This window comes from Pseudomonas sp. GW822-FHT03F04 (assembly GCF_058801405.1).
The window spans coordinates 64,441-88,114 of the sequence record NZ_JBXANF010000008.1 but is presented as its reverse complement, the minus strand read 5'-3'; the positions used below and the strand labels follow the sequence as shown (position 1 = coordinate 88,114).

Below are 23,674 nucleotides of genomic sequence, written 5' to 3'. Positions count from 1 at the left end.
AAACGCCACACCCGAAGGTGTGGCGAGTGGCTGGACTCAGTTCAGATGGGTCTTGAGTTCCGCCGCGGCCTGGCGCACGGCGGCTTTTACTTCCGGAATCTGATTCAGCGGATTGAGCAGGCCGAAGTCATGAATCATCCCGTTGTAGCGCACCGAGGTCACCGGCACACCGGCCGCGTCGAGGTGGCGGGCGTAGCCTTCGCCTTCGTCACGCAGCACGTCGAACTCGGCGGTCTGCACCAGCGCGGCGGGCAGGCCCTTGAGCTGTTCGCTGCTGGCATTGAGCGGCGAGGCATGAATCTGCGCACGCTCGGCCGGGTTGGTGGTGTAGTTGTCCCAGAACCACTGCATCATGCCTTTGGTGAGGAAGTGGCCCTCGGCGAATTGCTGGTACGAGCCGTTATCGAACCCGGCGTTGGTCACCGGCCACATCAGCAACTGGAAGCGCAGGGCCGGGGTTTTCTGCTCCTTGGCCATCAGCGCCACGACCGCCGCCATGTTGCCGCCGACGCTGTTGCCGGCCACTGCCAGACGCTTGCCGTCGACCCCGATGTCCTTGCCGTGCTCGGCCACCCATTTCGTTGCGGCGTAGGCCTGATTGATCGCGGTCGGGTACTGCGCTTCCGGCGACGGCGTGTAATCGACATACACCGCGACCGCGCCAGAGCCCACCACCAGATCACGAATCAGCCGTTGGTGCGTCGGGAAGTCGCCCAGCACCCAGCCGCCACCGTGGAAGAACATGAACACCGGCAGTTCGCCCTTGACCTTGGCCGGGCGCACCACTTTCAGGTTGATCGTCTGGCCATCGACCTTGATCGCCTTGTCGCTGACTTCAACGCCCGACAGGTCAACCTTCACCGAAGCCTGGGCACCGGTCAGCACCGCACGGGCGTCTTTCGGGCTCAGTTGCTCGAGCGGTTTGCCACCGCCAGCGGCGAGGGCATCGAGGAAGGCCTGGGTGGTGTGTTCGACGCCAGTGCTTTCGGCAGCGAACGCGTTGCCGATGGACAGGGCGAGGAGGGAAGCGGCGAGGGTTTTCTTGATGTTCATGTGCAATTCCTTTTTAAGTCGTTCGAGTTTTTGTATGCCTTGGGATCGGGCTGCTGTGGCGCTGGGCTTCAGGCCTCAGCAACACCGTGAGCACAGATTAATGAGGTGTCGGAAAGTGAAAAAGCGGCTATAAAGCGTTTAACTGTCAACCAGAGAGTGACAATGAACCCGTTCGAAGACATGCGTATTTTTTGCCAGGTCATGGACTCCGGCAGCTTCACGGCGGCGGCCGATCAGTTGGGCCTGTCCAAGCAATTCGTCAGCCGTCGGTTGATGCAACTGGAGGAGCGCCTCGGCGTGCGTCTGCTCAACCGTTCGACCCGGCGCCTGGACGTGACGCCACTGGGCCAGAGCTATTACGAGTCGGCGCTGCGGCTGTTAAGCGAAGTTGAACAGGTGGAGCAGGGCATTGCCGGGCAGACCGCCGAACCGCGCGGGACGATTCGTGTCAGCGCGCCGCTGTCGTTTGCGGTGGCGCATCTGGGCTGTCTGCTGCCGCTGTTCTTGCAGCGTTATCGCGAAGTCACGGTGGAGGTTGATCTGAGTGACCGCCCGGTGGACTTGCTCGGCGAGGGCTACGACCTAGCGCTGCGCATCGGCGTGCTGGAAGACTCGACCCTGATCGCCCGACGCATCGCCGCCATCGAGCGGGTGTACTGCGCCAGCCCTGCGTATCTGGCCGAGCGCGGCACACCGGTCAAACCAGAGGATCTGCTCAGCCATGACTGCCTGCCTTACGGCCACGGGCGTTCGGTGCAGTGGCGGTTCAACGCGGGGCAGGGCAAGCCGCAGCTGGTGAATGTCACCGGGCGGATGCGGGTCAACAACGGCGAGTTGCTGCGGGATGCAGCGGTGGCGGGGATGGGGATTACCTACTTGCCGACGTTCATTGTCGGGGCCGCGCTGAAGGATGGGCGCCTGGTGCCGGTGCTGGATGATTTGCGTCCGGAGCCGTTGATCCTGTCGGCGGTGTATCCGCAGCATCGTCAGGCATCGCGGCCGGTGCAGGCGTTGATCGAGTTTTTGCGCGAGCGGCTGGATCAGCGTCAGGGGGTGTTGTAGCCCCAGCCGCTCGCACAATTTTCAGCGTTGCTCAGTTGGCGCGCTTGTCATCGCCTGGCTCGCCGCCAACGTGAACCCCGCGATCATCGCCGGGTTCGCCTGCGGCATGTACGCCATGGTCGTCACCGATTTCGCCCGCGCGGTGTACGCCGTGGTCATCACCGATTTCGCCTGCACGATGAACCCCATGGTCATCGCCGATTTCTCCGGCCCGATGAACGCCGTGATCGTCCCCAGCCTCGGCGTGGGTGCCGTTGCGTCCTGAAGAGGCGCTGTCGCCGGAATGGCCCGAACCATGGTCGCTGCCGCTGTGGCCACTGTTTCCACCGCCGCCGCTGCCACTGTTGCCACCACTGCCACTGCCACCGTGGCTACCGCCATTGCCGCCACCGCCACTGCCACCGTTGCCGCCGCCCCCTCCGCCGCTACCGCCCCCTCCGTTGCCACCACCGCCCCCCCCATTTCCGCCTCCACCGCCGCCACTACCTCCACCGCCGCCACTACCTCCGCCGCCCCCACCACCACCGCTTCCTCCACCCCCACTGCCACCTTCCTTGGCCTGAACGCTGGACACCCCGGACAGGTTGTCCGGGATCAATACGGTAGACGCCGACAGGACTGCGCCGATGGCCATTGCGAGCATGAGCTTTTGAATGTGCATATCGTTCTCCGTCTTTGTTGTCTTGATTGGGAACCTGGATGTGCAGTGTTGCGCTTGAGTCGACCCGTTCCCGGGGTCAGTGAATGCTTGAAGCGAGTTCGAAGATCGGGATGTACATCAGGATCACGATCACCCCGATCAACAGGCCGATGAAGGTCATGAGCAGCGGTTCGAACAGCCGCACGAACCACTCGATCCAGCGGCTGATTTCCTCGTCGTAGAAGTCGGCGCTGCGTTCCATCATTTGCCCGAGGTTGCCGGACTGCTCGCCGGCGCGCAGCAGGCGCAGGGACACGGGCGTCACCAGCCGATTGAGCTCCAGCGCGGTGGACAATGACTGTCCTTCGCGCACTCGTTCGCAGGCCTGGTCGAGTCGCGCCCGCGAGGCCACGGTGAGCAGGCCGCGGACCATGCCCATGGCGGTCACCAGCGGAATCCCGCCTTGCAGCAGAATCCCCAGTGATCGGTAAAACCGCGCCAGCTCATACATGAAGATCCGCTGGTGCACGGCGGGGAGTTTTTCCACCAGCCTATCCAGCCCACGGCGAAACGCCGGTTGTTTCTGCAACACGGCGAGGGCGGTGATGATCGCCGCCAGAATCCCGAAAAACTCACCCTGATGTGCGTGCAAAAACATCCCGCTGCTCATCAGAATCTGCGACAGCCACGGCAGGTTCGAGCCCAGTCCTTCGAACACCAGGCTGAAGCGCGGCACCACGTAGCCCATCAAAAACAGCACCACGCCACCGCCGACCACCAGCAACAGCAAGGGGTAGATCGAGGCGCTGACGATCTTCTGACGCACCTCGTCCATGCGCTGGCGATAGCTGACATAACGACCCAGCGCATCGCCGACCGCGCCGGTCTTCTCGCTGGACTGCACCAGCGCCACGTACAGCGGCGGGAAAACCGCCGACAACTGGGCCAACGCCTGGGAGAACGATTTGCCTTCGTACAGCAGCCGCACCAGCTCAGTCAGGGTTTTTCGGGCGGCGGGCGCGGTTTCTTTTTCCGCCAGGCTTTCCAGTGCATCGATCAACGGCAGGCCGGCGTTGAGCAGCGTGGTCAGCTCCTGGCTGAACAGCACCAGGTTGAAGGTTTCGCGTTGGCTCAGGCGCAACGAACGCCAGTGACGCTCGGCGTGCAGGCTGACCACGCGCAAGCCCTGATCCTCGGCGATGCGCCGTGCTTCGCTGTGACCGGGCGCCTCGATGTTCAGCGACACCACGCCGGCCTTGCCCACTGCCTTCAGATGAAAACGCATGCCGTGTGCTCCGCTCATTGCCAGTTGGTGACTTCGGCGTTTTCGCCTTCGCCGCCGGGCTGGCCGTCCTTGCCCATCGACAGCAAGTCGTACTCGGCGTTTTCACCGGGGTAGCGGTAGGTGTAGTTACGGCCCCATGGGTCCTGCGGGAGTTTTTTCTGCAAGTACGGGCCGGTCCATTTCGCCTCGTCACTCGGCGCGGTCACCAGCGCCTGCAAGCCCTGTTCGGTGGACGGGTAGTGGCCGACTTCCAGCCGATACAAGTCCAGTGCCTTGCCCAGGCCTTCGATCTGCGCCTTGGCGACTTTCACTTCGGAGCGCCCCAACTGGGCGAAATATTTGGGCGCGACGATCCCGGCCAACAGGCCGAGCACCACCAGCACCACGAGCAATTCGAGCAGGGTAAAACCCTGTTGGGCGCGCGGACGAACATGCAGCTTCATGATGACCTCCGGTGAGTGGCAGCCGAGTCGCCTGAGGGCTTATGCAATTGCCATGCTCAGCCCCCGATAAATCCTGCGTGCGGGCTGAAGCCCTTGAAATACGGGCTTCTCGAGAGTCGGCACAGTGCTTGCGTACGGCTGATTCACGACAGGTCAGTGGGGCATTTCCCCCAATTTTTCGGGGCCTGTCAGGGGAGGCCCAATGCTCAATCCAATCTGCGCAGGACTGCTTGGCTGCATGCTGTTGACCGGCATCGCCGAGGCCGATGTGTTTGTCTCCGTGGACGCCAAGGGCAGCTATGTGCTGTCCAACGTCCATCGCCCCGGACGCACCTACGAACGGGTGATTCACGAGGCACAAATGCCCGTGGTCAGCCTTGACCGGCAACCGCAATTGATCGCCAACCAACCCTACGCGGAACTGGTGTCGGCGGCGGCCACGGCCAATCACTTGCCCGAAGCCTTGCTGCACGCGGTGATCAACGCCGAGTCGAACTACAACCCCGGCGCCACCTCGCCCAAAGGCGCCGGCGGGCTGATGCAACTGATGCCGGACACCGCCCGTGAACTGGGGGTGACCGACGTCTACGACCCCAAGGCCAACATCCAGGGTGGGGCCCGGTATCTCAAGCGCCTGATGACCCTGTTCGACAACGATATCGCGCTCGCCGTGGCGGCCTACAACGCCGGCCCCGACGCGGTGCTCAGCCGTGGACGGGTGATCCCGCCGTTTGCCGAAACACAGCGTTATGTGCCCAGCGTCCTGCGCCAGTACCGGCGTTTGCAGGGACTGGCGGCGGACGCGCCGTTGTAAAGCTTCAACCCGGTTTTCCCCACTTTCGGGGCAAATCCGCCGGGTCGGAAAAACGGGGAAACGGGTGGGGAATATCCCCCGGATTCTCAAATGATTTCTGTAACTGATTGAACAGCAACACGATTTTTTGTGGCATGCGGATTGCTCCGAGGGCTTTGTCGAGAATCATTCCCTGTGAGCACCCACTACGAGGTTTCCGATCATGGTTGGCATTCACCACGCACCGTCCCTGTTGAACTGGCTGCTGTTGCTGGCCTCGATGCTCAGCGTCGAACTGGCCAGTGCCGCCGTGCGCTGCGAACGCAATCTGGTGGCCAACGTCGTGGCCTTCGATCAGCCGCTGATGTTCAACCGCCTCGGTGCGCAGAACGTCAACGGCATGATGTTCGCCTTGCGCCGCGACGTGGTCGATGACCACGACCGGTCACTGGCACAGGGCGGTTCGGCGGTGCCGGGCAAAGTGTCGCTGCGCCCGGACAAGCGTCCACGGCCGCTGGTGCTGCGTGTGGCGGCGGGGGACTGCCTGACGATCAACCTGCAAAACCTGCTGGCGTATCAGGCCAACCCGAACCATCACTCCGAGCCCGAGGGCGAAGAGGAAAACGCCAACGTCGGCGAAGCCTTCAAGGCCGACGAGCAAGTCGCCGACCGGCATGTCGGTTTCCAGGTCAACGGCCTGCAAGCGGTGAACAGCATCGATGACATCGCCTCGTTCACCGGACGCAACGCCAACAGTCTGGTCGCCCCCGGTGCCAGCCGTTCCTATCTGTTATACGCCGAGCGCGAAGGGGCGTTCGATGTCAGCAGCCGTGGCGCGACGTTCGGCGGGGAGGGCGCGGCCGGCAACAATGCCAATGGTCTGTTTGCCCAAGTGGTGGTCGTGCCGAAGGGCGGCCGCACTTACCGCAACACCCTCACTGAAGAAGACATGCGCCTGGCCAGCACTGGCCGCACCCCCGCCGGACATCCCATCGTCGATTACCAGGCCCGCTACCCGCAACGCGAGCCGTGGCTGCGCGAAGGCAAGGCCGGCATGCCAATCATCAGCATGGTCGACGGCAGCGAAATCATCTCCAGCGAAAGCGATGCCATCGTCATGGGCAGCAACCCCGACGGCAGCTTTCCGTCGATCACCTATCCGCTGGAATCGGTGGGCAAACGCAACCCGGCGCTGCCCAACCGGCTGGAGCCGTTCCGCGATTTCGCCGCGCAGTTCCAGGACGAAACCGCCGTCACCCAGGCGTTCCCGGCGTACTTTGCCGACCCGGTGATGGGCCATGTGCTGGAGCCGACCCGCGACTCGTTCATGATCAACTACGGTGCCGGCGGCATGGGCGCCGAAGTAATCGCCAACCGTTTGGGCGTGGGGCCGATGCACGATTGCCTGTCCTGCGCCTACGAAGAATTCTTCCTCAGCTCGCACACCGTCGGCGACGTGGCGATGCTGGTGGACGTGCCGGCCAACACCGGGCTTGAGAACATCGCCCCCGGCCAGACGCCACGTGCCGATCAGGTCGGCGTGAAAGCCACCATGGCCCTGTATCCGTCTGAGCCATCGAACGTCGCCCACAGCTACATCGGTGACTTCGTCAAATTCCGCAACACCCATAACGGTTACGAGCACCACATCTTCCACTTGCACGGTCACCAGTGGCTGTTCAATCCCAACGATGACAACTCCGATTACGTCGACGCTCAGGGCATCGGGCCGGGGGCTGGCTACACCTATGAAATCGCCAATGGCGGCTCGGGCAATCGCAACCGGGTGGCGGGCGATGCGATCTACCATTGCCACTTCTATCCGCACTTTGCCCAGGGCATGTGGGCCATGTGGCGGGTGCACGATGTGTTTGAAGAGGGCACCCGACTGGAGGTTTCCCAGCAGGGTGCCGACAGTTACCACAGCGAACCCTATGCACTGCGCAGCGGTAAACCGGCCGCGGGTGCTCGCGCCTTGCCCGATGGCGAAATCATTGCCGGCACGCCAATCCCCGCCATCGTGCCGCTGCCGGGCAAAGCCATGGCGCCGATGCCGGGCAAGGTTGTGGTTGTGCCGAAAATCGGCGAAACGATGGTTGCCGCCAGCGATGACGACGATGAGGAAGAAGAGGGCGACGATGAACACCACGGCGGCAACGCTGGCGCTCAGGCTGTTGGTTCTCTGGCCCTGGTGGATCGCAGCGAAGCCAACCGCAACGCCGACGGCAGCCTGAAAAACCCTGGCTATCCGTTCTGGATCGGCGGCATGGAAAGTTCGGTCGGGCAACGTCCGCCGACTCCACCGCTGGACATGCTCGACGCCGCCACCGCGCAATCGCTCAAAGCCAGCGGCAAGGCGCTGTGGGCCAACCTCGACCCGACGCAATCCGGCGGCTGGGACGGTGGTTTGCCGCGTCATGCACTGGACGGAAAGTCTGCTGGCGGCGAAGCGCTCACCGTGACCACGTCGCTGGATTTCTCCAAGGAAGTCACCCGCGCCAAACCGATTTATCTGCCCGAAGAGGGCACCGAAGTCGAACAGGCGGCGATGGCTTTCCACGCGAAAAAGGATCACCCAAGCTTCGCCTTGCTGCCCGGCAATCAAGTGGTGGCCAAGGCCTTCCGCACCAATGGCGCCTTGCCGATTGCCGGCGCGCCGTACTACGAACCGTGCATGGATGACCGTCAGAAACGTTTGACCAGCAGCGCCGGTACAGGCGAATTCAACAGCGGCGAGCGTCTCGATGGCATGTCCTTCGTCGGCGCCTCGACTTTCACCGCCGACCGGCCACGGGTCTACAAAGCCGCCAACATCCAGTTCGACGCGGTGTACAACAAGGTCGGTTATCACTTCCCGCAGGCGCGCATCCTGGCGCTGTGGGAAGACGCCTGGCCGGTGATCACCAAGCAGCGTCCGCCAGAGCCGCTGGTGATGCGCATGAACACCTTCGACTGCGTGCAATACCAGCAAACCAACCTGGTGCCGGCCGTCTACGAGATGGACGACTATCAGGTGCGCACCCCGACCGACGTGATCGGCCAGCACATTCACCTGCCGAAGTGGGACCTGACGGCGGCGGACGGTTCCTCCAACGGCTGGAACTATGAAGACGGCGTACTTTCCCCAGGTGCTGTGCAAGAGCGTGTGCACGCGATCCGCGAGTTCAACCAGTGCGCCGGCACCGACCCGCGTGATGGCACCCCGGCCTGCCCGAAAGCCAAGGCGCATCCGTTTTTCGGCCAGTACGGGCGCAGCGACTGGATGGGCGCGCGTACGGCGATGCAGCGTTGGTTCGTCGATCCGGTGATCAACAGCAAAGGCGTGGATCGCGGCCTGGGCACCATCTTCACTCACGACCATCTCGGCCCATCGACGCATCAACAGATCGGCCTCTATGCCACCGTGCTGGCGGAACCGGCCGGTTCCACCTGGTTCCACGCCGAAACCGGCGAGCCTCTGTATAGCGGTGCGCGGCAGGACGGCGGGCCGACGTCGTGGCAAGCGGTGATCAACACCGGCGACCTCGACGGCGACGGTTTGAACGACAGCTTCCGCGAGTTCTTCCTGGAGTACAGCGACTTCCAGCACGCCTATGAAGCCGGGGTGTATGTGGGCGCCGGCCCGAACGGCATCCCGAATGCGCAAGCGTTCCCGGCCACGGCCGACAGCTTCCGCTTTGCGATCAACCCGCCAGTGCGCAACAACGCCGGCAACCTGCTCGAAGCGGTGGTCGAGGCGCGCGGCGGGATCAAACCGGGCTGCCCGAGCCGGCCGTGCCCGCAGGCGATTTCCGTGGATGACCCCGGCATGTTCGTCGTCAACTACCGTAACGAACCGCTGGGCCTGCGGGTGTTCGACCCGAACAAGGTCGGCCCGGACGGCAAGCGCGGCATGCAGGCCGACGGCCTCGGCGGTGACCTGGCGTACGCCATGCAGAGCCGCACCGATCGGGCGATCCCGGCGCTGAACCTGGCGCCGAACCAGATCAATTCGGCCACCGGGCCTACCGGCGGCACCACGCAGTTCCCACCGCACATCAACAAGGGTGGCGCTGAACCGGGCGATCCGTTCACACCGATGCTGCGCACCTACACCGGCGATAACGTGCGGTTGCGGGTACATGCCGGCGGCCACGAGGAAGAGCACAACGTCACCCTGCACGGCGTGAAGTGGCTGCAGAGCGGTTCCGGGTTCGGCAACAGTTCGAACTCCGGCTGGCGCGCTTCGCAGATGGTCGGGATCTCCGAGCAGATGGGCTTCATCGCGCCGGTGTCGATGCTGTCGAGTTCGGCGGCGACCACCGGGGATTATCTGTACTCGATGGACGCCTCGATCGAAGGCTACTGGAACGGCATCTGGGGCGTGATGCGCAACTACACCGCGCAACGCAACGACCTGTTCGCGCTGCCGAACAACCCGAAACCCACCGGCATGCGCAACACCGTGGCATTCGAAGGCAGTTGCCCACGGATCAGCGCCAACCCCAACGGCATCGGCACCCGACCCACCGTGCAGCGCAATTATGAAGTGGTCGCGGCGCTGGCCAACGACATCCTGCGCAACCCGCTGGGGCTGACCATCGGTGACTCGGCCGGGCTCGGCCAGCACGTCGGCGGGCCGTTGAATCCGGCCGGCGGCACGCTGGTGTTCAACTCGCGGCCAGTGAGCATTCCGCAGGTGACGGTGACCGATCCAGAGGATGGCGAAACCATCACCATCGGCGGTCAGAGCGGGCCGATCCATGACCCGACCGCCATTCTGTACGTGCGCAAGTCGGATCTCGATCCAGCCACCGGCAAACTCAAACCCGGCATTCCGGTGGAGCCGCTGGTGCTGCGTGCTGCTGCCGGGGACTGCATCAACATCACCCTGGAAAACCGCCTGCCGAGCGTGATGCCCGATCTGGCGCAGACCGCAATCCTGCAAGGCCTGGTCAAGCGTGATCGCAACGGTGGTGACGGCTCGACCACCTTCAACAACAACCTGCTGCGGCCGTCCAGCCACGTCGGACTGCACGCACAATTGCTGGCCTACGACATCACCAAGTCGGACGGTGTGAACGTCGGCGCCAACCCGATCCAGACCGTGCCACCGCGTGCCGGAAGCACCGGTGCGTACCCGACCCGTACCTATCAGTACTACGCCGGGCACCTGGAGCGCGAAGGCAAACCGATCACCCAACTGGGGCGCAGCGTCGACAACATCAACGCCACAGCCGTGGAGTTCGGCGGCCTCAACTTCACCCCGGCGGACGTGATCAAACAACCGCAAAAAGGCCTGGGCGGGGCGATGAGCATCCTGCCGGCGGGCGCCACCTGGGTCGACGATGCACGCAAGGTCAGCGCCACGGTGACGGCGGCGGGGCAAACGGCTTATCGCGATTTTGCGATGGTCTGGCAGCGCGCCCTGAACCTGCGCTGGGCCAATGGCCGGCCGGTGGAGGGCATTGCCTCCGAAGGTATGGGCGTGCCGAACGATCCGAAGGACAACGCCGGCATGGCCATCAACTACAAGGCCGAGCCGATGTGGTACCGCTTCGGCCTGGCGCCGGACGCACCGTTCGGCCGTGCCGACGGCCACGGTTACGGCGACGTGCCCAACGCGCACATGGCGTACAGCAACGCGCTGGTCGGCGGCGATCCACAGACCCCGGTGTTCTACGCCAGACCGGGGCAGCCGTTCCGCACCCACATCCTGATGCCGACCGGTGGCAGCCGTGGCTCGACCTTCCAGCTCGACGGGCATCTGTGGTCGGTCAATCCGTTCCAGTCGGAGAAGAGCGATGTCGGCGGCTACCCGATGAACACCCCCGGCGTGGGTTCGGTGAAGTTCGGCTACAACCCGATGTCGATGTACATCGGCGCCCGCGAGAGCGTGCTGCCAGCGGCGCACTTCAGCTTCATGTTGCCGAGCGCCGGCGGCGCCAACGCGATAGCGGGGGATTACCTGTTCCGCGACAACGCCTCGTTCGGCAACACGGCGGGGTTGTGGGGTTTGCTGCGGGTGACCAATGAGCCCGAGCCGGCACCTCAGGGCCAATAGCGGAAATGCAGTCGAGGGGAGAGCGACATGAACAGGATCATCAACATCATCGGTGTCTGCCTGCTGGCGATGGCCGGGGCGTTGCTCACGCTGAGCGAGATTGCCCTGGCGCAAACCGGGCCCGGGCAGGTGCTGACCCGCGACGGCGTGTCGATTGCATTCAACCTGCAACCGCTGGCTCGCGACGGCAAATTGCGTGAAGGCGAGTTCGCCGACGTGCAGTTTCGCGTCAGCGATGGCGCCTCCGGCCAGCCGCTGTCCGGTGTGGCGCCGGGAGCGTGGATCGATCCCGAAACCGTTGCCGCCGACCAGGCCCAGGGCCGCGACAAGAGCTGCAAATCCCGGGTCGGGACGTTCCTCAAATCCAACATCGGCGCGCGGCCGCTACTCGATCTCAACAGCTACTTCCTGCTGGTGATGAACCGCGATGCCAGCGTTTCGGTGATTGATCCTTCGGTGTCGGTCGGCGGCATCACCAGCACCCTGGCGCGGATCGAACTCAAGCAGCCGCCGATGGATTGGGTCACGCCCAGGGACAACAAACGGGTGTTCGTGTCGATGCCGGCGGCGGGGGAAGTGGCAGTGATCGACAGTGAGCAATTCAAAGTGCTCGACTCGGTGCTTGCCGGCAGCCAACCGGTGCGGGTCGCGCTGCAACCGGACGAGCGCCTGCTGTGGGTCGGCAACAACGCGGCGAAGGCCGAAGAATCCGGCGTCACCGTGATCGACGCGCAAAGCCTGAAACCGCTCAAACACTTGGCGACCGGTCGCGGGCACCACGAAATCACCTTCAGCAAGGACAGCCGCTCCGCCTTCGTCAGCAACCGCGACGACGGCACGTTGAGCGTCATCGACATCGCCAGCCTGAGTCTGCTGCAACAGGTCAAAACCGGCTCCAGCCCGTTGTCGGTAGCGTATTCGCCGCTGTCCGGCGCGGTGTACGTGGCTGACGGCAAGGACGGCACCGTCACGGTGATCGACAGCAACAGCCGCGCCGTGCGGCGGGTGATCAAGCTGCAACAGGGCCTTGGCCCGATGGGGTTCAGCGCCGATGGTCGCTTCGGTGTGGTGTTGAACACGGTAGAGAATCGCGCCACCGTCATCGATGCGGCCAATGATTCAGCGATCCATGATCTGGAAGTCTCGGCCGAACCCTATCAAGTGGTGTTCACCAAGGCCTACGCCTACGTGCGCGGCCTGGCCTCGCCGAAAGTCACCATGATCAATCTGGCGTCGCTCGGCGAAGGGCGGCAGCCGATCAGCCAGGGTTTCGAGGCCGGGCCGCAGCCGCCACGGCTGGCCGGGGATTTGCCGCTGGCGTCGAGCCTTGCCGTGTCGCGGGATGACAACGCGGTGTTCGTGGTCAACCCGGTGGACAACACCACCTATTTCTACGCCGAAGGCATGAACGCGCCGATGTCCGGTTACCCCAATCGCGGGCAGGTTGCGCGTGCGGCGATGGTTGTCGACCGCAGCCTGCGCGAGGTGTCGCCGGGCCTGTACAGCGCCCGGGTGAAACTGCCGGCGGCGGGGCGTTTCGACGTGGCGTTCCTGCTCAATCAACCGAACATCATTCATTGCTTCAGCGCGCAGGTGGAGCCCGACGGCGCGGCTGAAAAACACGTCGGCCCGCCGAAAGTCGAGTTCCTGCCGGGCAAGACCGCCGTGGCGCTCAACGACCCGTACGTGGTGCGGTTCCGCATCGTCGAGGGCAAGCAAAAGGTGCAGCGCAGCGGCGTGAAAGACGTGCAGTTGCGCTACTTCCTCGCGCCCACATCGCGGCCCCGTGAAGTGGCGGCGCTGGAAGTCGCCGACGGCGTGTACGAAGCCCCGGTGACCCTCGACCGCAGCGGCGCCTGGTACCTGCATGTGCGCGCGGCATCGCTGGGCGCCGGTTTCGACGACAAGACCTTTGCCAGTGTCCGGGTGCTGCCCGGCCAGACTCAGTGACGAGGACAACGCCATGAACCGATTCGCATCATCCGGCTTGCTGACCCTGTGTCTGTTGGCCGCCGGCATTCATCAGGCCCGGGCCCATTCGGCGGACGAACACGCGGGGCACAAGGCACCGGCCACCAGCACCCAGGAACACACCCAGGTCAAATTCGTCGACGTGCCGCTGCTCGACCAGAACGGCAAGACCGTGCGCCTGGAGCAGGATCTGGTGCACAACAAAATCGTCGTCATGAGTTTCATCTACACCAGCTGCACCACGGTTTGCCCGGTGGTCTCGTCGATCATGGGCAAGGTGCAGAAACAGCTGGGTTCGCGGGTCGGCGGCGAAGTGCAACTGGTGTCGATCAGCATCGACCCGCAGCGCGACGACCCGAAACGGCTGCTGGATTACGCCCGCTCTTTCCAGCGTGGGCCGGGCTGGAGCTGGCTGACCGGTTCGCCGCAGTCGATCAACGCCACGCTCAAGGGCCTCGGTAGTTTCAGCGGTGACTTCAAGAACCATCAGCCGCTGATCCTCGTCGGTGACGGCAACAGCCGCCACTGGATGCGCTACTACGGTTTCACCGACCCGGCGTTGCTGGCCAAGGAAGTGGAAAAACTCAGCGGCCTGCGCACCCACGCCAAACACACCGCGATTGCCATGGAGCAACAGCCATGAGAATGCTCGACTGGATCAGCCTGACTGTGTGCTTCTGGATTCTCGGCAACGTGGCCTTTGCCCACGAAGGCCACGCGCCCGAGGCCCCGGCGACGGTGGCCGCTGCGCCGGCCAAAGGTACTCATGACGCGAAAACCTGGTTCACCGACACGCCGTTGCTGGATCAACACGGCGTCACCCAGCGTTTCTACAGTGACGCGCTGCAGAATCGCGTGGTGCTGCTCAACGTCATCTTCACCAGTTGCAACGATGCCTGTCCGCTGATCACCCGCAAGCTCAAGGAAGTCCGCGAGCTGCTGGGCGACAAGGCCGACGGCATCACTTTCATTTCCCTTACCAGTGATCCGCTGCGCGACACGCCGGCGGTGCTCAAGGCTTACACCTTGAAGCAGGGTGCCGATGACCCTCACTGGCTTTTCCTTACCGGCGACAAGGCGCAGATGGATCTGGTGCTCGGTCGCATCGGCCAGATCGTGCCGACGCCGGAGCAGCACTCGACCCAGTTGATCGTCGGCGATGTCGCCAACAAACGCTGGAGCAAGATCCGTCCCGACGCCCCGGCCGCCGCCATTGCCCAGCGCTTGCAACTGCTGACAATGCCCGTGGCCGGCCGCTGAGTCCGCGCCATGAACCTGCGCCGCGTTCTCGCCTTGATCCTGCTCGCTGGCGCCAGCCTCGGCGCGGCCGCGTTGCCGCTGACCGCTGAAGAAAGCGCCGGCAAGCGCCTGTACCGCGAAGGCCTGTCGGCCAGCGGCGAGGCGATCATGGCGCGGGTCGGTGCGGCGGACGTGTTGCTGCCGGCCACCCGCCTGCCGTGCGCCAACTGTCACGGCGCCGACGGTCTCGGCCGGCCCGAGGGCGGCGTGCGTCCACCGGAGCTGAACTGGTCGCGGCTGACCAGCCTCCACGGTCAGCAACAGATCAATGGCCGCAACTACCCGGCCTACACCGACAGCAGTCTGGCGCGGGTGATTCAGGAGGGGCGTGACCCCGGCAACAATCGGCTCGACTCGAGCATGCCGCGCTTTCTGCTGTCGATGAAGGATCAGCGCAACCTCACTGCCTATCTCAAACGCCTGGCCGATGATCGCGATCCGGGTCTCGATGACCAGACTTTGCACCTGGGCACTTTGCTGCCGAGCCAGGGGCCGCTGGCCGAGGAGGGCGCCACGGTGGCGGCGGTGCTCAACGGCAGCGTGGCGCGGATCAATCAGGCCGGGGGCATTCATGGCCGGCAGTTGCGCCTGACCGTGGTCGATCCCGGCCCGGATCGCGCCAGCGCCGAGCAGGCTCTGCAACGGCTGATCGACGAGGAAAAGGTCTTTGCGCTGATCGCCCCGCTGGCCCCGGCGCTGGATAGCGAACTGGCGCCGCGTCTGGAGCAGGCCGGTCTGCCCCTGATCGGGCCGCTGTCCTTGATGGGCTCGGTGCAGGCCAGTGCGCAGATTTTCGAACCGCTGCCGGGATTGCGCGAGCAGTTGATCGCCCTGGCCGACTACGCCACCGCCAGCCTGAAAGTGCTGCAAGGGCCGACGCTGATCGCCTATCCCGACGACCCGACCCAGGTGCAGGCCGCGCAGGCGCTGGGGCAATACTTGCAGGATCACGGCTGGAAAAATGTCCGAATGCAGGCCTACGACCCGGCAGCGGATGCCTTGCCGCTGGGCTCACGCTCGGTGTTCTACCTGGGCAGCGGCAGTGGTTTCAGTCGGCTGGCGGCGGGGTTGCAGCATGCCGGGCAGGTGCCGTACCTGTTCGCCACGTCGGGCCAGGTGGCGGGCGACCTGCTGCAAGTGCCCGAGGGCTTTTCCCGGCGCGTATTCCTGGCCTATCCCTTTGTGCCTAGCGACTGGACTCAGGCCGGGCGCATGGCCCTGACCCTGCTGCGCGAACATCAGGGCCTCGGCGCGCAGCATGCGGTGCTGCAAGTCGGCGCCTATGCCTCGATGCTGCTGTTCAGCGAAGCCATGAAGCAGGCCGGGCGCGACGCCAGCCGCGAAAAAATGGTGGCGGCCCTCGAAGGCCTGCACGACTTCGACACGGGGCTGACCCCGCGCCTCAGCTTCGGCCCCGGCCGGCGATCGGGCTTGAGCGGGGCGCATGTGGTCACCGTGGATTTGCCCGATCAGCGTTTCTATCTGGTCGCGCCCTACAAACCGATTCTCGCGAGCCCCTGAACGGAGGCCTAGATCATGATGCTCAAAAGCGTGTTGTGGCTGCTGGCGTGCTGGCTGCCGATGGCGTTCGCCAATACGGAACCGGTGGCGGCGCGGGTCAATGGCGAGGTGATTTCCGAGTTTCGCCTGGAACGGTTTTTCGCCGAGTACCTGGAAGACCGGGGCCGCGCCGTCGCGAGCATCCGCAGCCCCAAGGCCTATAAACAGCTGCGCCAGGCCGCGCTGGACACGTTGATCGACAAGGAGCTGCTGTGGCAGGAGGCGCAAAAGCGTGGCCTGAAGGTGGATGATCAAGCAGTGCAGCAACAGGTCGAACAGATTCGCGTGGCCATCGGCGGCAGAGACAACTTCCTGCGGCGTTTGCAGGATGCGGGGTTCGACGAAGCTTCGTTCACCGAGTACACCCGACGTGAACTGGCGGCGCAGCAGATGTTCGCCGCGTTGATCCGCGCCAACACCTTGCAGGCTCGGCATCTGCTGGTTCGGGTGGCGCCGGGTGCCGATGCCGCCACAGACGCGGCGGCGCGTCTACGCTTGATGCAGATGCGCGCCTCCGTGGTCGAGGGGGCAACGTTCGCCAGCGATGCCGTTCGCTCGCCATTCGGCTGGCATTTGATCTATTTGCAGAACCACTTGGAGGCAGCCGATGTCCCACAGATGCAGGGGCTTGCAACAGTCCGGGTACAGCGTGCCCGACAGCAACAGGTCCAGGCTCGTCGCCAGGTGCTCGCGCAATTGCGGGCGCAGAACAGGATCGAACGAATTGACGACGATTGAAGGTTCCCCCCCAATAGTGGGGAATGGCTTCGATGCCCATTCAGGTGCTTCCCCGTTTCTGGGGAACGGGGTACCGGGACGAGCGGGCATTGTCATCAAATTCAAGGACATGAAGACATCAATTTACCGGCACTCGGCCTGGCATGAAGTGTGCGTTACCTCTTGTGAGGCGCACTCCAGCAGGATCGGGCAGTTGATTTGAAAAGGCCGGATCTGTCGCTGCAAGGAGTAGACCTTGGTTAACAAAGTACTGGTTGTCGAAGACGAACAGCTGCTTGCACAGAACCTTCAGGATTATCTGTCGGCGCAAGGGCTGGATGTCCGGATTGCACATGACGGCGCAGACGGAATCGGCCAGGCCGAGACCTTCGCTCCCGACGTGCTGGTGTTCGATTACCGCTTGCCCGATATGGAAGGGTTCGAGGTGCTCGACGCGGTCCGCCAGAACAGGACGTGTCATTTCGTGCTGATAACGGGTCACCCGACCGCTGAAGTCTGTGAGCGGGCGCGGCAACTGGGGGTCAGTCACATCCTGTTCAAACCGTTTCCACTGGCGGAACTGGCCCGAGCTGTCTGCGACCTTCTGGGGATCCAGCGCGAAGCGAAACCCGGTGCGAGCCCGTCCGAAGGGTTCGTCGAACGACGCCAGAGCAGGACCGAGAGCTTCCCGTTGCAGTTGTACGATGGCAGTTGGGTGCTGGCGGACCGCCGACGAAACCGGTCGGAGGTCATGGCACCGGACGACGATCAAATGCTCACCGGGGAGTAATGGCGCGATAGACGTTCCGGCACTCGCCGAACTCGCCTCCCGCGCCGTCAGGGCCTCAAGCCCCGGGTGTTGGAGAGCAAGCCATGGAACGTCTGTCCGTTGTCGTCGAAGCGTTACAGCCTGCGTGTGCCCCGACACGCTTCTCCAGTGAACAACTGGCCCAGGCCCGGGCGCGGGCCGGCACCTCCGGGGAACGGGTGCTCGACGCACTCAATGTCCTTTGCGAACTGGCGCCGATGCCGTTCATTGCCAGCCTCGGCGCCACCCTGCATTACCCGGTGCTCGACACCGACACCCTGTTTCTGGCGACCCCGGTGTTCGACCGGGTCACCCTCGCGCAATGCCTCAAACGTGAATTCATCCTGCTGCGGCATAACGATGAAGTCATCGGTGTGTTCGCTGACCCCTTCGACACTGCGCGCCTGGCCTGGATCGACGAATGCCTGCACGGCGCGCCGCTGTATCTGGTGCACGCCGACGACCTCAAGGCCTATCTGGCCCGTCACGAAGAAAGCTTCCATGCCGTCGAATCGCTCAACGCCCAGGCCGACGCCGGCAGCGAGGTCGACACCCTGCAAAGCCTGTCGCTGACCAGCATCAGCGAAGACTCGAGCGTGGTGGTGAAACTGGTCAACTCGACCCTCTACGACGCGCTGAAAATGCACGCCAGCGACATCCACCTCGGCACCACCGGCAACGGCCTGGTGATCAAGTACCGGATCGACGGCGTGCTCAACAACATCAGCAAGATCCAGGGCAGCGAATTCGCCGAACAGGTGATTTCCCGGGTCAAGGTCATGGCCGAACTGGACATCGGCGAAAAACGCGTGCCTCAGGACGGTCGCTTCAAGATCGGCATCAGCGGCCGGCAGATCGACTTCCGGGTGTCGATCATGCCGAGCATCTTCGGCGAAGACGCGGTGCTGCGGGTGCTCGACAAACAGGACCTGGCCGACAAGGTCTGCGGCGTGCAGTTGCAGGCGCTGGGTTTTGAAGACGAAACCCTGCGCCAGCTGCGGCGTCTGGCCGCCGAACCCTACGGCATGGTGCTGGTGACTGGTCCCACCGGCAGCGGCAAGACCACCACGCTGTACGCGATGATCACCGAGATCAACCACGGTGTGGACAAGATCATCACCATCGAAGACCCGGTGGAATATCAGCTGCCCGGCGTGCTGCAAATTCCGGTCAACGAGAAAAAAGGCCTGACTTTCGCCCGTGGCCTGCGCTCGATCCTGCGCCACGACCCGGACAAGATCATGGTCGGCGAGATCCGCGACCCGGACACCGCACAGATCGCCGTGCAATCGGCACTCACCGGGCACCTGGTGTTCACCACCATCCACGCCAACAACGTGTTCGACGTGATCGGTCGTTTCACCCAAATGGAAATCGACCCCTACAGCCTGGTTTCGGCGCTCAACGCGATTCTCGCGCAACGCCTGATCCGTCTGGTGTGCAGCAGTTGCAGCGCACCGGCCACCCCGAGCGATGAAGAACTGCGCGCCTCAGGTCTCGACCCGCACAAGGTCGGCCACTACCACTTCGTCCACGGCAAGGGCTGCGGCCACTGCCGGGGCAGCGGCTATCGCGGACGCACGGCGATTGCCGAACTGCTGCACCTGGACGACGAACTGCGGCAGATGATCGTCGAGCGCCAACCCATCACTCAGATCAAAGCCCTGGCCTGCGCCCGTGGTTTGCGCCTGTTGCGCGAATCGGCGCTGGAGCTGGTGGAGCACGGTAGGACCACGCTGGAGGAGATCAATCGTGTCACTTTTATCGCGTGATCAATTTATCGCCGTGCTCGGCGCCAGCGGTGTCGGCCTCGGCCAGCGCCGGGGCAGCGACACCCTGTGGCTGGGCAGCGTCGGCTACATCGACGAAGGCTTCCACAGCTACACGGTGGCGCTGGACACCCTCGACCGTCTGCTCGGCGAACACGCTCGCGCAGGTTCCGAGCTGAACGTGGTGATCTCCGGGCACTTCAGCCGTTTCTGCCTGGTGCCGTGGAGCGAGCAGATCAGCACGCCCGAGGAACTGCGCGGCTTCGCCCAACTGTGTTTCGAAGACCTGTTCGGCGTCCCGACCCAACCCTGGAGTCTGGTGCTGTCAGCCGAGCCGGCCGGTCACGATCGTATCGCCAGTGCTTTGCCGCAGGATCTGCTGGAACGTCTGCGCACGCTGGTCAGTGGTCGCAACCTGCGTCTGCGCTCGGTGCAGCCGTACCTGATGAGCGCCTTCAACCGCTTCGACAAAAGCCTCGACGCTGGCGACTTCCTGTTCGTGGTCGCCGAGCCACAACGCAGCGTTCTGTTGCTGGCAAGGGAAGGGCGCTGGGCCTCGGTGCGCTCGGTGGGCGGCAGCGACAGTGATGCGGCATTGAACGCGCTGATCGGTCGCGAACGGCAACTGCAAGCCTCCACCAGCGAACGCGCGTTCAACGTTTATCTGCACGCCCCGGCGCGCCTCGAGGCGCAACCGGATGTGGCGGGGGTGCACCTGTGCACCCTCGAAGACGACTCGATGACCGTGCGTGACGCCTTGTACGTCATGTCCCGGGCGGTGGCCTGAGATGCGCGCCCTGAACCTCGACTTCCAGCCCCGTCCACGTTCCGGCCCATTGGGCTGGAGCCTGCTCGGTGGTGGCGTGATCCTCGCGCTGGTGTGCTTCGGCGTTCAGCAGCACCTCGGCGATCAGGCCGAACAGCAGCAAGGTCACTTGCAGCACACCCAGCGACAGCTCACTGGGGACAGCGGTGCCAAGACCAGCCTGAGCCCGGCCGAGACCCGCGAGCAGGCGCAGAACCTTGCCGAAATGCGCAAGGTCTCGCAGCAACTGCGCCGCCCCTGGGAACGCTTGTTCGCCATGCTCGAAGCCATGCCGCGCGACGACATCGCCTTGCTGACCCTGACCCCGGATGCGCGCAAGGGGCAGGTACGGATCAGCGCCGAGGCGCGGGATCTGCAAGCGATGCTGGATTTCCACAAGCGGCTGGAGGACAGCGACGAGCTGTCCGACGTGTCGCTGCTGAGCCACGAAATCGTCGTCAAATCGCCGGAGCAACCGGTGCAATTCAACCTGTCGGCAACCTGGGAGATGGGCGATGCGAATCCCTAGACTGATCGTCCACGAATACCTGCAAGGCCTCGGTGTTCCGGGCCTGGCCGGGCTGGCGCTGCTGCTGGTCACCGTCGCCTGGGCGCTCGGTGGTTTGCTGCCGGGCTGGCAATCGCTGCAACAGCTCAGCCAGCAGACCCAGGAAGCCACCGAATACCTGGCCAAGGTCGAGGACGGCAGCATTGCCCCGCCCGTAGTGCCGCAACGTCAGCTCGATGATTTCCGTAACAAGCTGCCGGCTCAGCCGCAGGCCACCGTCGCCATCGACCGCATCTACGCATTGGCCGCGCAGGAGCACATCACCCTGGCGCGCGGCGAATACGCCCTCGGTGTCGATCCCAAGACTCACCTGGCGCGCTACCAGATCCTGTTGCCAGTGCGTGGCAGCTATCCGCAACTGCGCCGCTTCCTGCACGCGTTGCTCGGCCAGTTGCCGGCGGTGGTGGTGGAAGACGTCGAGTTTCAACGCAAGAAGATCGCCGACACCGACCTCAACGGCCGGATCCGTATGACCCTTTACCTGTCGAGGTCGTGATGAACACCAAGCGCGTAACAGGGTGGGTGGCGTTCTTCGGCGTGGCGGCGGCGCTGGCCTGGTTGCCCGAATATTTTTCGCCGAGCGACGACGCGGACGCCACTGACGTCGCCGTCTCGACCCCGGCCAAAGCCACCGCCCATGGCGCCTTGCCGGCCAGCAGCGCCAAGGCTGGCGCAGCACCGATCAAGGACCTGAGCCCGGCCGGCGACCTGTTCGCCGCCAAGTCCTGGAAAGCCGCGCCGACTCTGGCCACGGTCACCGAGCAACCCGTCAACCTGACCCCGGTGGTGCAAGCCCCGAGCCTGCCACCGGTGCCGTTCCAGTTCGTCGGCCGCCTGCATGACCGCAGCGACCTGCAGGTGTTTTTGCAGGACGGCGAAAAAATCTACGTCGTGCGCAACGGGGATGTGATCGACGACACCTGGAAGATCACCGGCATTTCCGATCTGGAATTGAGCCTGGTCTACCTGCCTCTGCATTTGTCGCAGACCTTGTCTGTGGGGAGTACGCAATGAACAGATCCCGTTTGCTGATGAGCCTTGGCCTGTGCGCCGGGCTGGCCGCGTGCAGCACCGCGCAGGTCGCCAACAAGGAGGCTTCCGACCTGATCGATCAGGGCCAGTACGAGGCGGGCCTGGCCCGGATCCAGGAAGGCTTGCGGGAAAACCCTCGCGATACCGAGCTGCACCTGCTGCTCAACAGCGGCCGGGCCAAGGCGATCACCGCGTTGCTGACTTCCGGCGACACCGACCGCGCCCGCCGCGATTTCGCCAATGCACGCCTGGCCTACAGCCGCGTGCTGACCATCGAACCGAACAACCGTCGCGCCCAGGATGCCCTGCGTCAGCTCGACTACCTGCGCAGCATGGACGAGAAGCTTGAGCTGGCCCGTGGCGACCTGCGCCGGGGCGACATCTACGGCGCCGACCGCCAGGTCAAACAGATCCTCGAACTCGATCCGAAGAACGACGGTGCGTTGGAACTGCAAGGCAACATCCGTCTGGTGCAGAGCCGCAACGTCATCCAGTACCCGCAACTGCGCACCCGGCTCGACCGCCCGGTGACCCTGGAATTTCGCGACGCCAACCTCAAGACCATTTTCGAAGTGCTGTCCCAGGTCGCCGGGCTGAATTTCATCTTCGACAAAGACCTGCGCCCGGACATGAAAGCCACGATCTTCGTGCGTGATGTGCGCATCGAAGACGCGGTGGCCTTGCTGCTGCAACAGAACCAGCTGCACCAGAAAGTGGTGAACGAAAACACCTTGCTGATCTACCCGGACTCGCCGCAGAAGCTCAAGGACTATCAAGAACTGGTGATGCGCACCTTCTACCTGACCAGCATCGACGCCAACACCGCACTGAACATGATCAAGACCATGCTCAAGACCCGCGACGTGTTCGTCGATGAACGCCTGAACACCCTGACCATGCGCGACACCGAAGACGCGATCCGCATGGCCGAGAAACTCCTGCAATCGCAAGACCAGTCCAACCCCGAAGTGGTGCTGGAAGTGGAAGTGATGGAAGTCGCTACCCAGCGCATTCTCGATCTGGGCCTGCAATGGCCGAGCACCTTCGGCGTGCTCAACAGTGACGGTTCGCCCGTCACGCTGCTGGGCCAGCTCAAGGGCATCAACTCCGACCGCATCTCGATCGGGCCATCGCCGCAGGCCAAGATCAACGCACAGGACAACGATATCAACACCCTCGCCAGCCCGGTGATCCGCGTCAGCAACCGTGAGCAGGCGCGCATTCACATCGGTCAGCGCGTGCCGATCATCAGCGCCACCTCGGTGCCGTCCACCCAAGGGCCGGTGATCACCGAAAGCGTCACTTATCTGGATGTCGGTCTGAAGCTTGAAGTGACCCCGACCGTGCACCTGAACAACGAAGTGGCGATCAAGATCGCCCTGGAAGTGAGTAACGCCACACCGCTGGAACCGACCCGTCAGGGCACGATCCCGGTGCAGGTCGATACCCGCAATGCGCAAACCTCGCTGCGTCTGCACGACGGCGAAACCCAGATCCTTGCCGGCTTGGTGCGCAACGATCATGGCGCCACCGGCAACAAGATTCCGGGGCTCGGCGACATTCCGGGGCTGGGCCGGTTGTTCGGCAGCAACAAGGACACCATCGGCAAATCGGAACTGGTGCTGTCGATCACTCCAAGGATCGTGCGCAACCTGCCGTACCAGAGCCCGTCGGACATGGAGTTCCCGACCGGCACCGAAACCAGCATGCACATCCAGGCACCGGATCGCTCGCAGAATTTCGTGATGCCGACGCCTGCCGCGCAGCCTCGCGCCATCGGTGATGCCGCCGTGGCAACCACCCGTGTCACCGTCGAGAAGCCTTGA

Annotated in this window: 20 protein-coding genes; 15 read left to right on the top strand and 5 right to left on the bottom strand. The window is 64.0% G+C overall.

The window, feature by feature from the left end; genetic code table 11:
* Nucleotides 1-36: 36 nt before the first annotated feature.
* Nucleotides 37-1,053 (bottom strand): alpha/beta hydrolase, encoded by a 1,017-nt coding sequence (locus AC1RMX_RS19765; RefSeq protein WP_493072798.1) that lies wholly within the window; start codon nucleotides 1,051-1,053, stop codon nucleotides 37-39.
* Nucleotides 1,054-1,215: 162 nt separating this feature from the next.
* Between AC1RMX_RS19765 and AC1RMX_RS19760 the strand changes: the two genes are divergently transcribed.
* Nucleotides 1,216-2,115 (top strand): LysR family transcriptional regulator, encoded by a 900-nt coding sequence (locus tag AC1RMX_RS19760; RefSeq protein ID WP_102621583.1) that lies wholly within the window; start codon nucleotides 1,216-1,218, stop codon nucleotides 2,113-2,115.
* A 31-nt stretch (nucleotides 2,116-2,146) separates the two neighbouring features.
* On the opposite strand, the gene AC1RMX_RS19755 is transcribed toward AC1RMX_RS19760, so the two are convergent.
* The 3 genes from AC1RMX_RS19755 to gspG form a co-directional block, all read right to left on the bottom strand.
* Nucleotides 2,147-2,776 (bottom strand): hypothetical protein, encoded by a 630-nt coding sequence (locus AC1RMX_RS19755; protein WP_493072797.1) that lies wholly within the window; start codon nucleotides 2,774-2,776, stop codon nucleotides 2,147-2,149.
* A 76-nt stretch (nucleotides 2,777-2,852) separates the two neighbouring features.
* Entirely contained in the window at nucleotides 2,853-4,040 is a 1,188-nt protein-coding gene (locus AC1RMX_RS19750) for a type II secretion system F family protein (RefSeq protein ID WP_096821308.1), read from the bottom strand.
* 14 nt (nucleotides 4,041-4,054) lie between these two features.
* Nucleotides 4,055-4,483 (bottom strand): type II secretion system major pseudopilin GspG, encoded by a 429-nt coding sequence (gene gspG, locus AC1RMX_RS19745; protein WP_102622369.1) that lies wholly within the window; start codon nucleotides 4,481-4,483, stop codon nucleotides 4,055-4,057.
* Nucleotides 4,484-4,685: 202 nt separating this feature from the next.
* Here gspG and AC1RMX_RS19740 point away from each other — a divergent pair, with 202 nt between their 5' ends.
* Nucleotides 4,686-5,297, top strand: a complete 612-nt coding sequence (locus AC1RMX_RS19740) for a lytic transglycosylase domain-containing protein (protein ID WP_085733246.1) — start codon at nucleotides 4,686-4,688, stop codon at nucleotides 5,295-5,297.
* Between the two features lie 4 nt (nucleotides 5,298-5,301).
* On the opposite strand, the gene AC1RMX_RS19735 is transcribed toward AC1RMX_RS19740, so the two are convergent.
* The gene (locus AC1RMX_RS19735) at nucleotides 5,302-5,466 is read right to left on the bottom strand and encodes a hypothetical protein (protein ID WP_493072795.1); all 165 of its coding nucleotides are present in this window, start codon (nucleotides 5,464-5,466) and stop codon (nucleotides 5,302-5,304) included.
* A gap of 33 nt (nucleotides 5,467-5,499) precedes the next feature.
* Here AC1RMX_RS19735 and mnxG point away from each other — a divergent pair, with 33 nt between their 5' ends.
* The 13 genes from mnxG (at nucleotide 5,500) to AC1RMX_RS19670 (ending at nucleotide 23,674) form a co-directional block, all read left to right on the top strand.
* Nucleotides 5,500-11,319 carry a manganese-oxidizing multicopper oxidase MnxG gene (gene mnxG / locus AC1RMX_RS19730; protein WP_493072794.1) on the top strand — a complete coding sequence of 1,940 codons (5,820 nt, stop codon included), beginning with the start codon at nucleotides 5,500-5,502 and terminating at the stop codon, nucleotides 11,317-11,319.
* A 27-nt stretch (nucleotides 11,320-11,346) separates the two neighbouring features.
* Complete coding sequence (locus tag AC1RMX_RS19725; RefSeq protein ID WP_493072792.1) at nucleotides 11,347-13,269, top strand: YncE family protein; 1,923 nt, start codon at nucleotides 11,347-11,349, stop codon at nucleotides 13,267-13,269.
* A gap of 13 nt (nucleotides 13,270-13,282) precedes the next feature.
* The gene (locus AC1RMX_RS19720; RefSeq protein ID WP_493072791.1) at nucleotides 13,283-13,933 is read left to right on the top strand and encodes an SCO family protein; all 651 of its coding nucleotides are present in this window, start codon (nucleotides 13,283-13,285) and stop codon (nucleotides 13,931-13,933) included.
* Nucleotides 13,930-14,550 (top strand): SCO family protein, encoded by a 621-nt coding sequence (locus AC1RMX_RS19715; RefSeq protein WP_102622374.1) that lies wholly within the window; start codon nucleotides 13,930-13,932, stop codon nucleotides 14,548-14,550. The genes AC1RMX_RS19720 and AC1RMX_RS19715 overlap by 4 nt, the downstream gene beginning before the upstream one ends.
* 9 nt (nucleotides 14,551-14,559) lie before the next feature.
* A complete protein-coding gene (locus tag AC1RMX_RS19710) occupies nucleotides 14,560-16,110 on the top strand; it encodes an ABC transporter substrate-binding protein (RefSeq protein WP_493072790.1) in 1,551 nt (516 codons plus the stop codon).
* Nucleotides 16,111-16,125: 15 nt separating this feature from the next.
* Complete coding sequence (locus AC1RMX_RS19705) at nucleotides 16,126-16,887, top strand: SurA N-terminal domain-containing protein (RefSeq protein WP_493072789.1); 762 nt, start codon at nucleotides 16,126-16,128, stop codon at nucleotides 16,885-16,887.
* A 235-nt stretch (nucleotides 16,888-17,122) separates the two neighbouring features.
* Nucleotides 17,123-17,656 (top strand): response regulator, encoded by a 534-nt coding sequence (locus AC1RMX_RS19700; RefSeq protein ID WP_096821316.1) that lies wholly within the window; start codon nucleotides 17,123-17,125, stop codon nucleotides 17,654-17,656.
* Between the two features lie 83 nt (nucleotides 17,657-17,739).
* Nucleotides 17,740-19,446: a GspE/PulE family protein gene (locus tag AC1RMX_RS19695; RefSeq protein WP_493072788.1), complete on the top strand. Its 1,707-nt coding sequence runs from the start codon at nucleotides 17,740-17,742 to the stop codon at nucleotides 19,444-19,446.
* On the top strand, nucleotides 19,427-20,230 hold the full coding sequence (locus AC1RMX_RS19690) for a hypothetical protein (RefSeq protein ID WP_493072787.1): 804 nt from the start codon (nucleotides 19,427-19,429) through the stop codon (nucleotides 20,228-20,230). The genes AC1RMX_RS19695 and AC1RMX_RS19690 overlap by 20 nt, the downstream gene beginning before the upstream one ends.
* 1 nt (nucleotide 20,231) lies before the next feature.
* The gene (locus AC1RMX_RS19685; protein WP_493072786.1) at nucleotides 20,232-20,777 is read left to right on the top strand and encodes a PilN domain-containing protein; all 546 of its coding nucleotides are present in this window, start codon (nucleotides 20,232-20,234) and stop codon (nucleotides 20,775-20,777) included.
* Entirely contained in the window at nucleotides 20,764-21,312 is a 549-nt protein-coding gene (locus AC1RMX_RS19680) for a GspMb/PilO family protein (RefSeq protein WP_493066692.1), read from the top strand. The genes AC1RMX_RS19685 and AC1RMX_RS19680 overlap by 14 nt, the downstream gene beginning before the upstream one ends.
* On the top strand, nucleotides 21,312-21,830 hold the full coding sequence (locus AC1RMX_RS19675; protein ID WP_493072785.1) for a hypothetical protein: 519 nt from the start codon (nucleotides 21,312-21,314) through the stop codon (nucleotides 21,828-21,830). Before AC1RMX_RS19680 ends, AC1RMX_RS19675 begins: the two co-directional genes overlap by 1 nt.
* Nucleotides 21,827-23,674 carry a secretin GspD/PilQ domain-containing protein gene (locus tag AC1RMX_RS19670; RefSeq protein WP_096821321.1) on the top strand — a complete coding sequence of 616 codons (1,848 nt, stop codon included), beginning with the start codon at nucleotides 21,827-21,829 and terminating at the stop codon, nucleotides 23,672-23,674. The genes AC1RMX_RS19675 and AC1RMX_RS19670 overlap by 4 nt, the downstream gene beginning before the upstream one ends.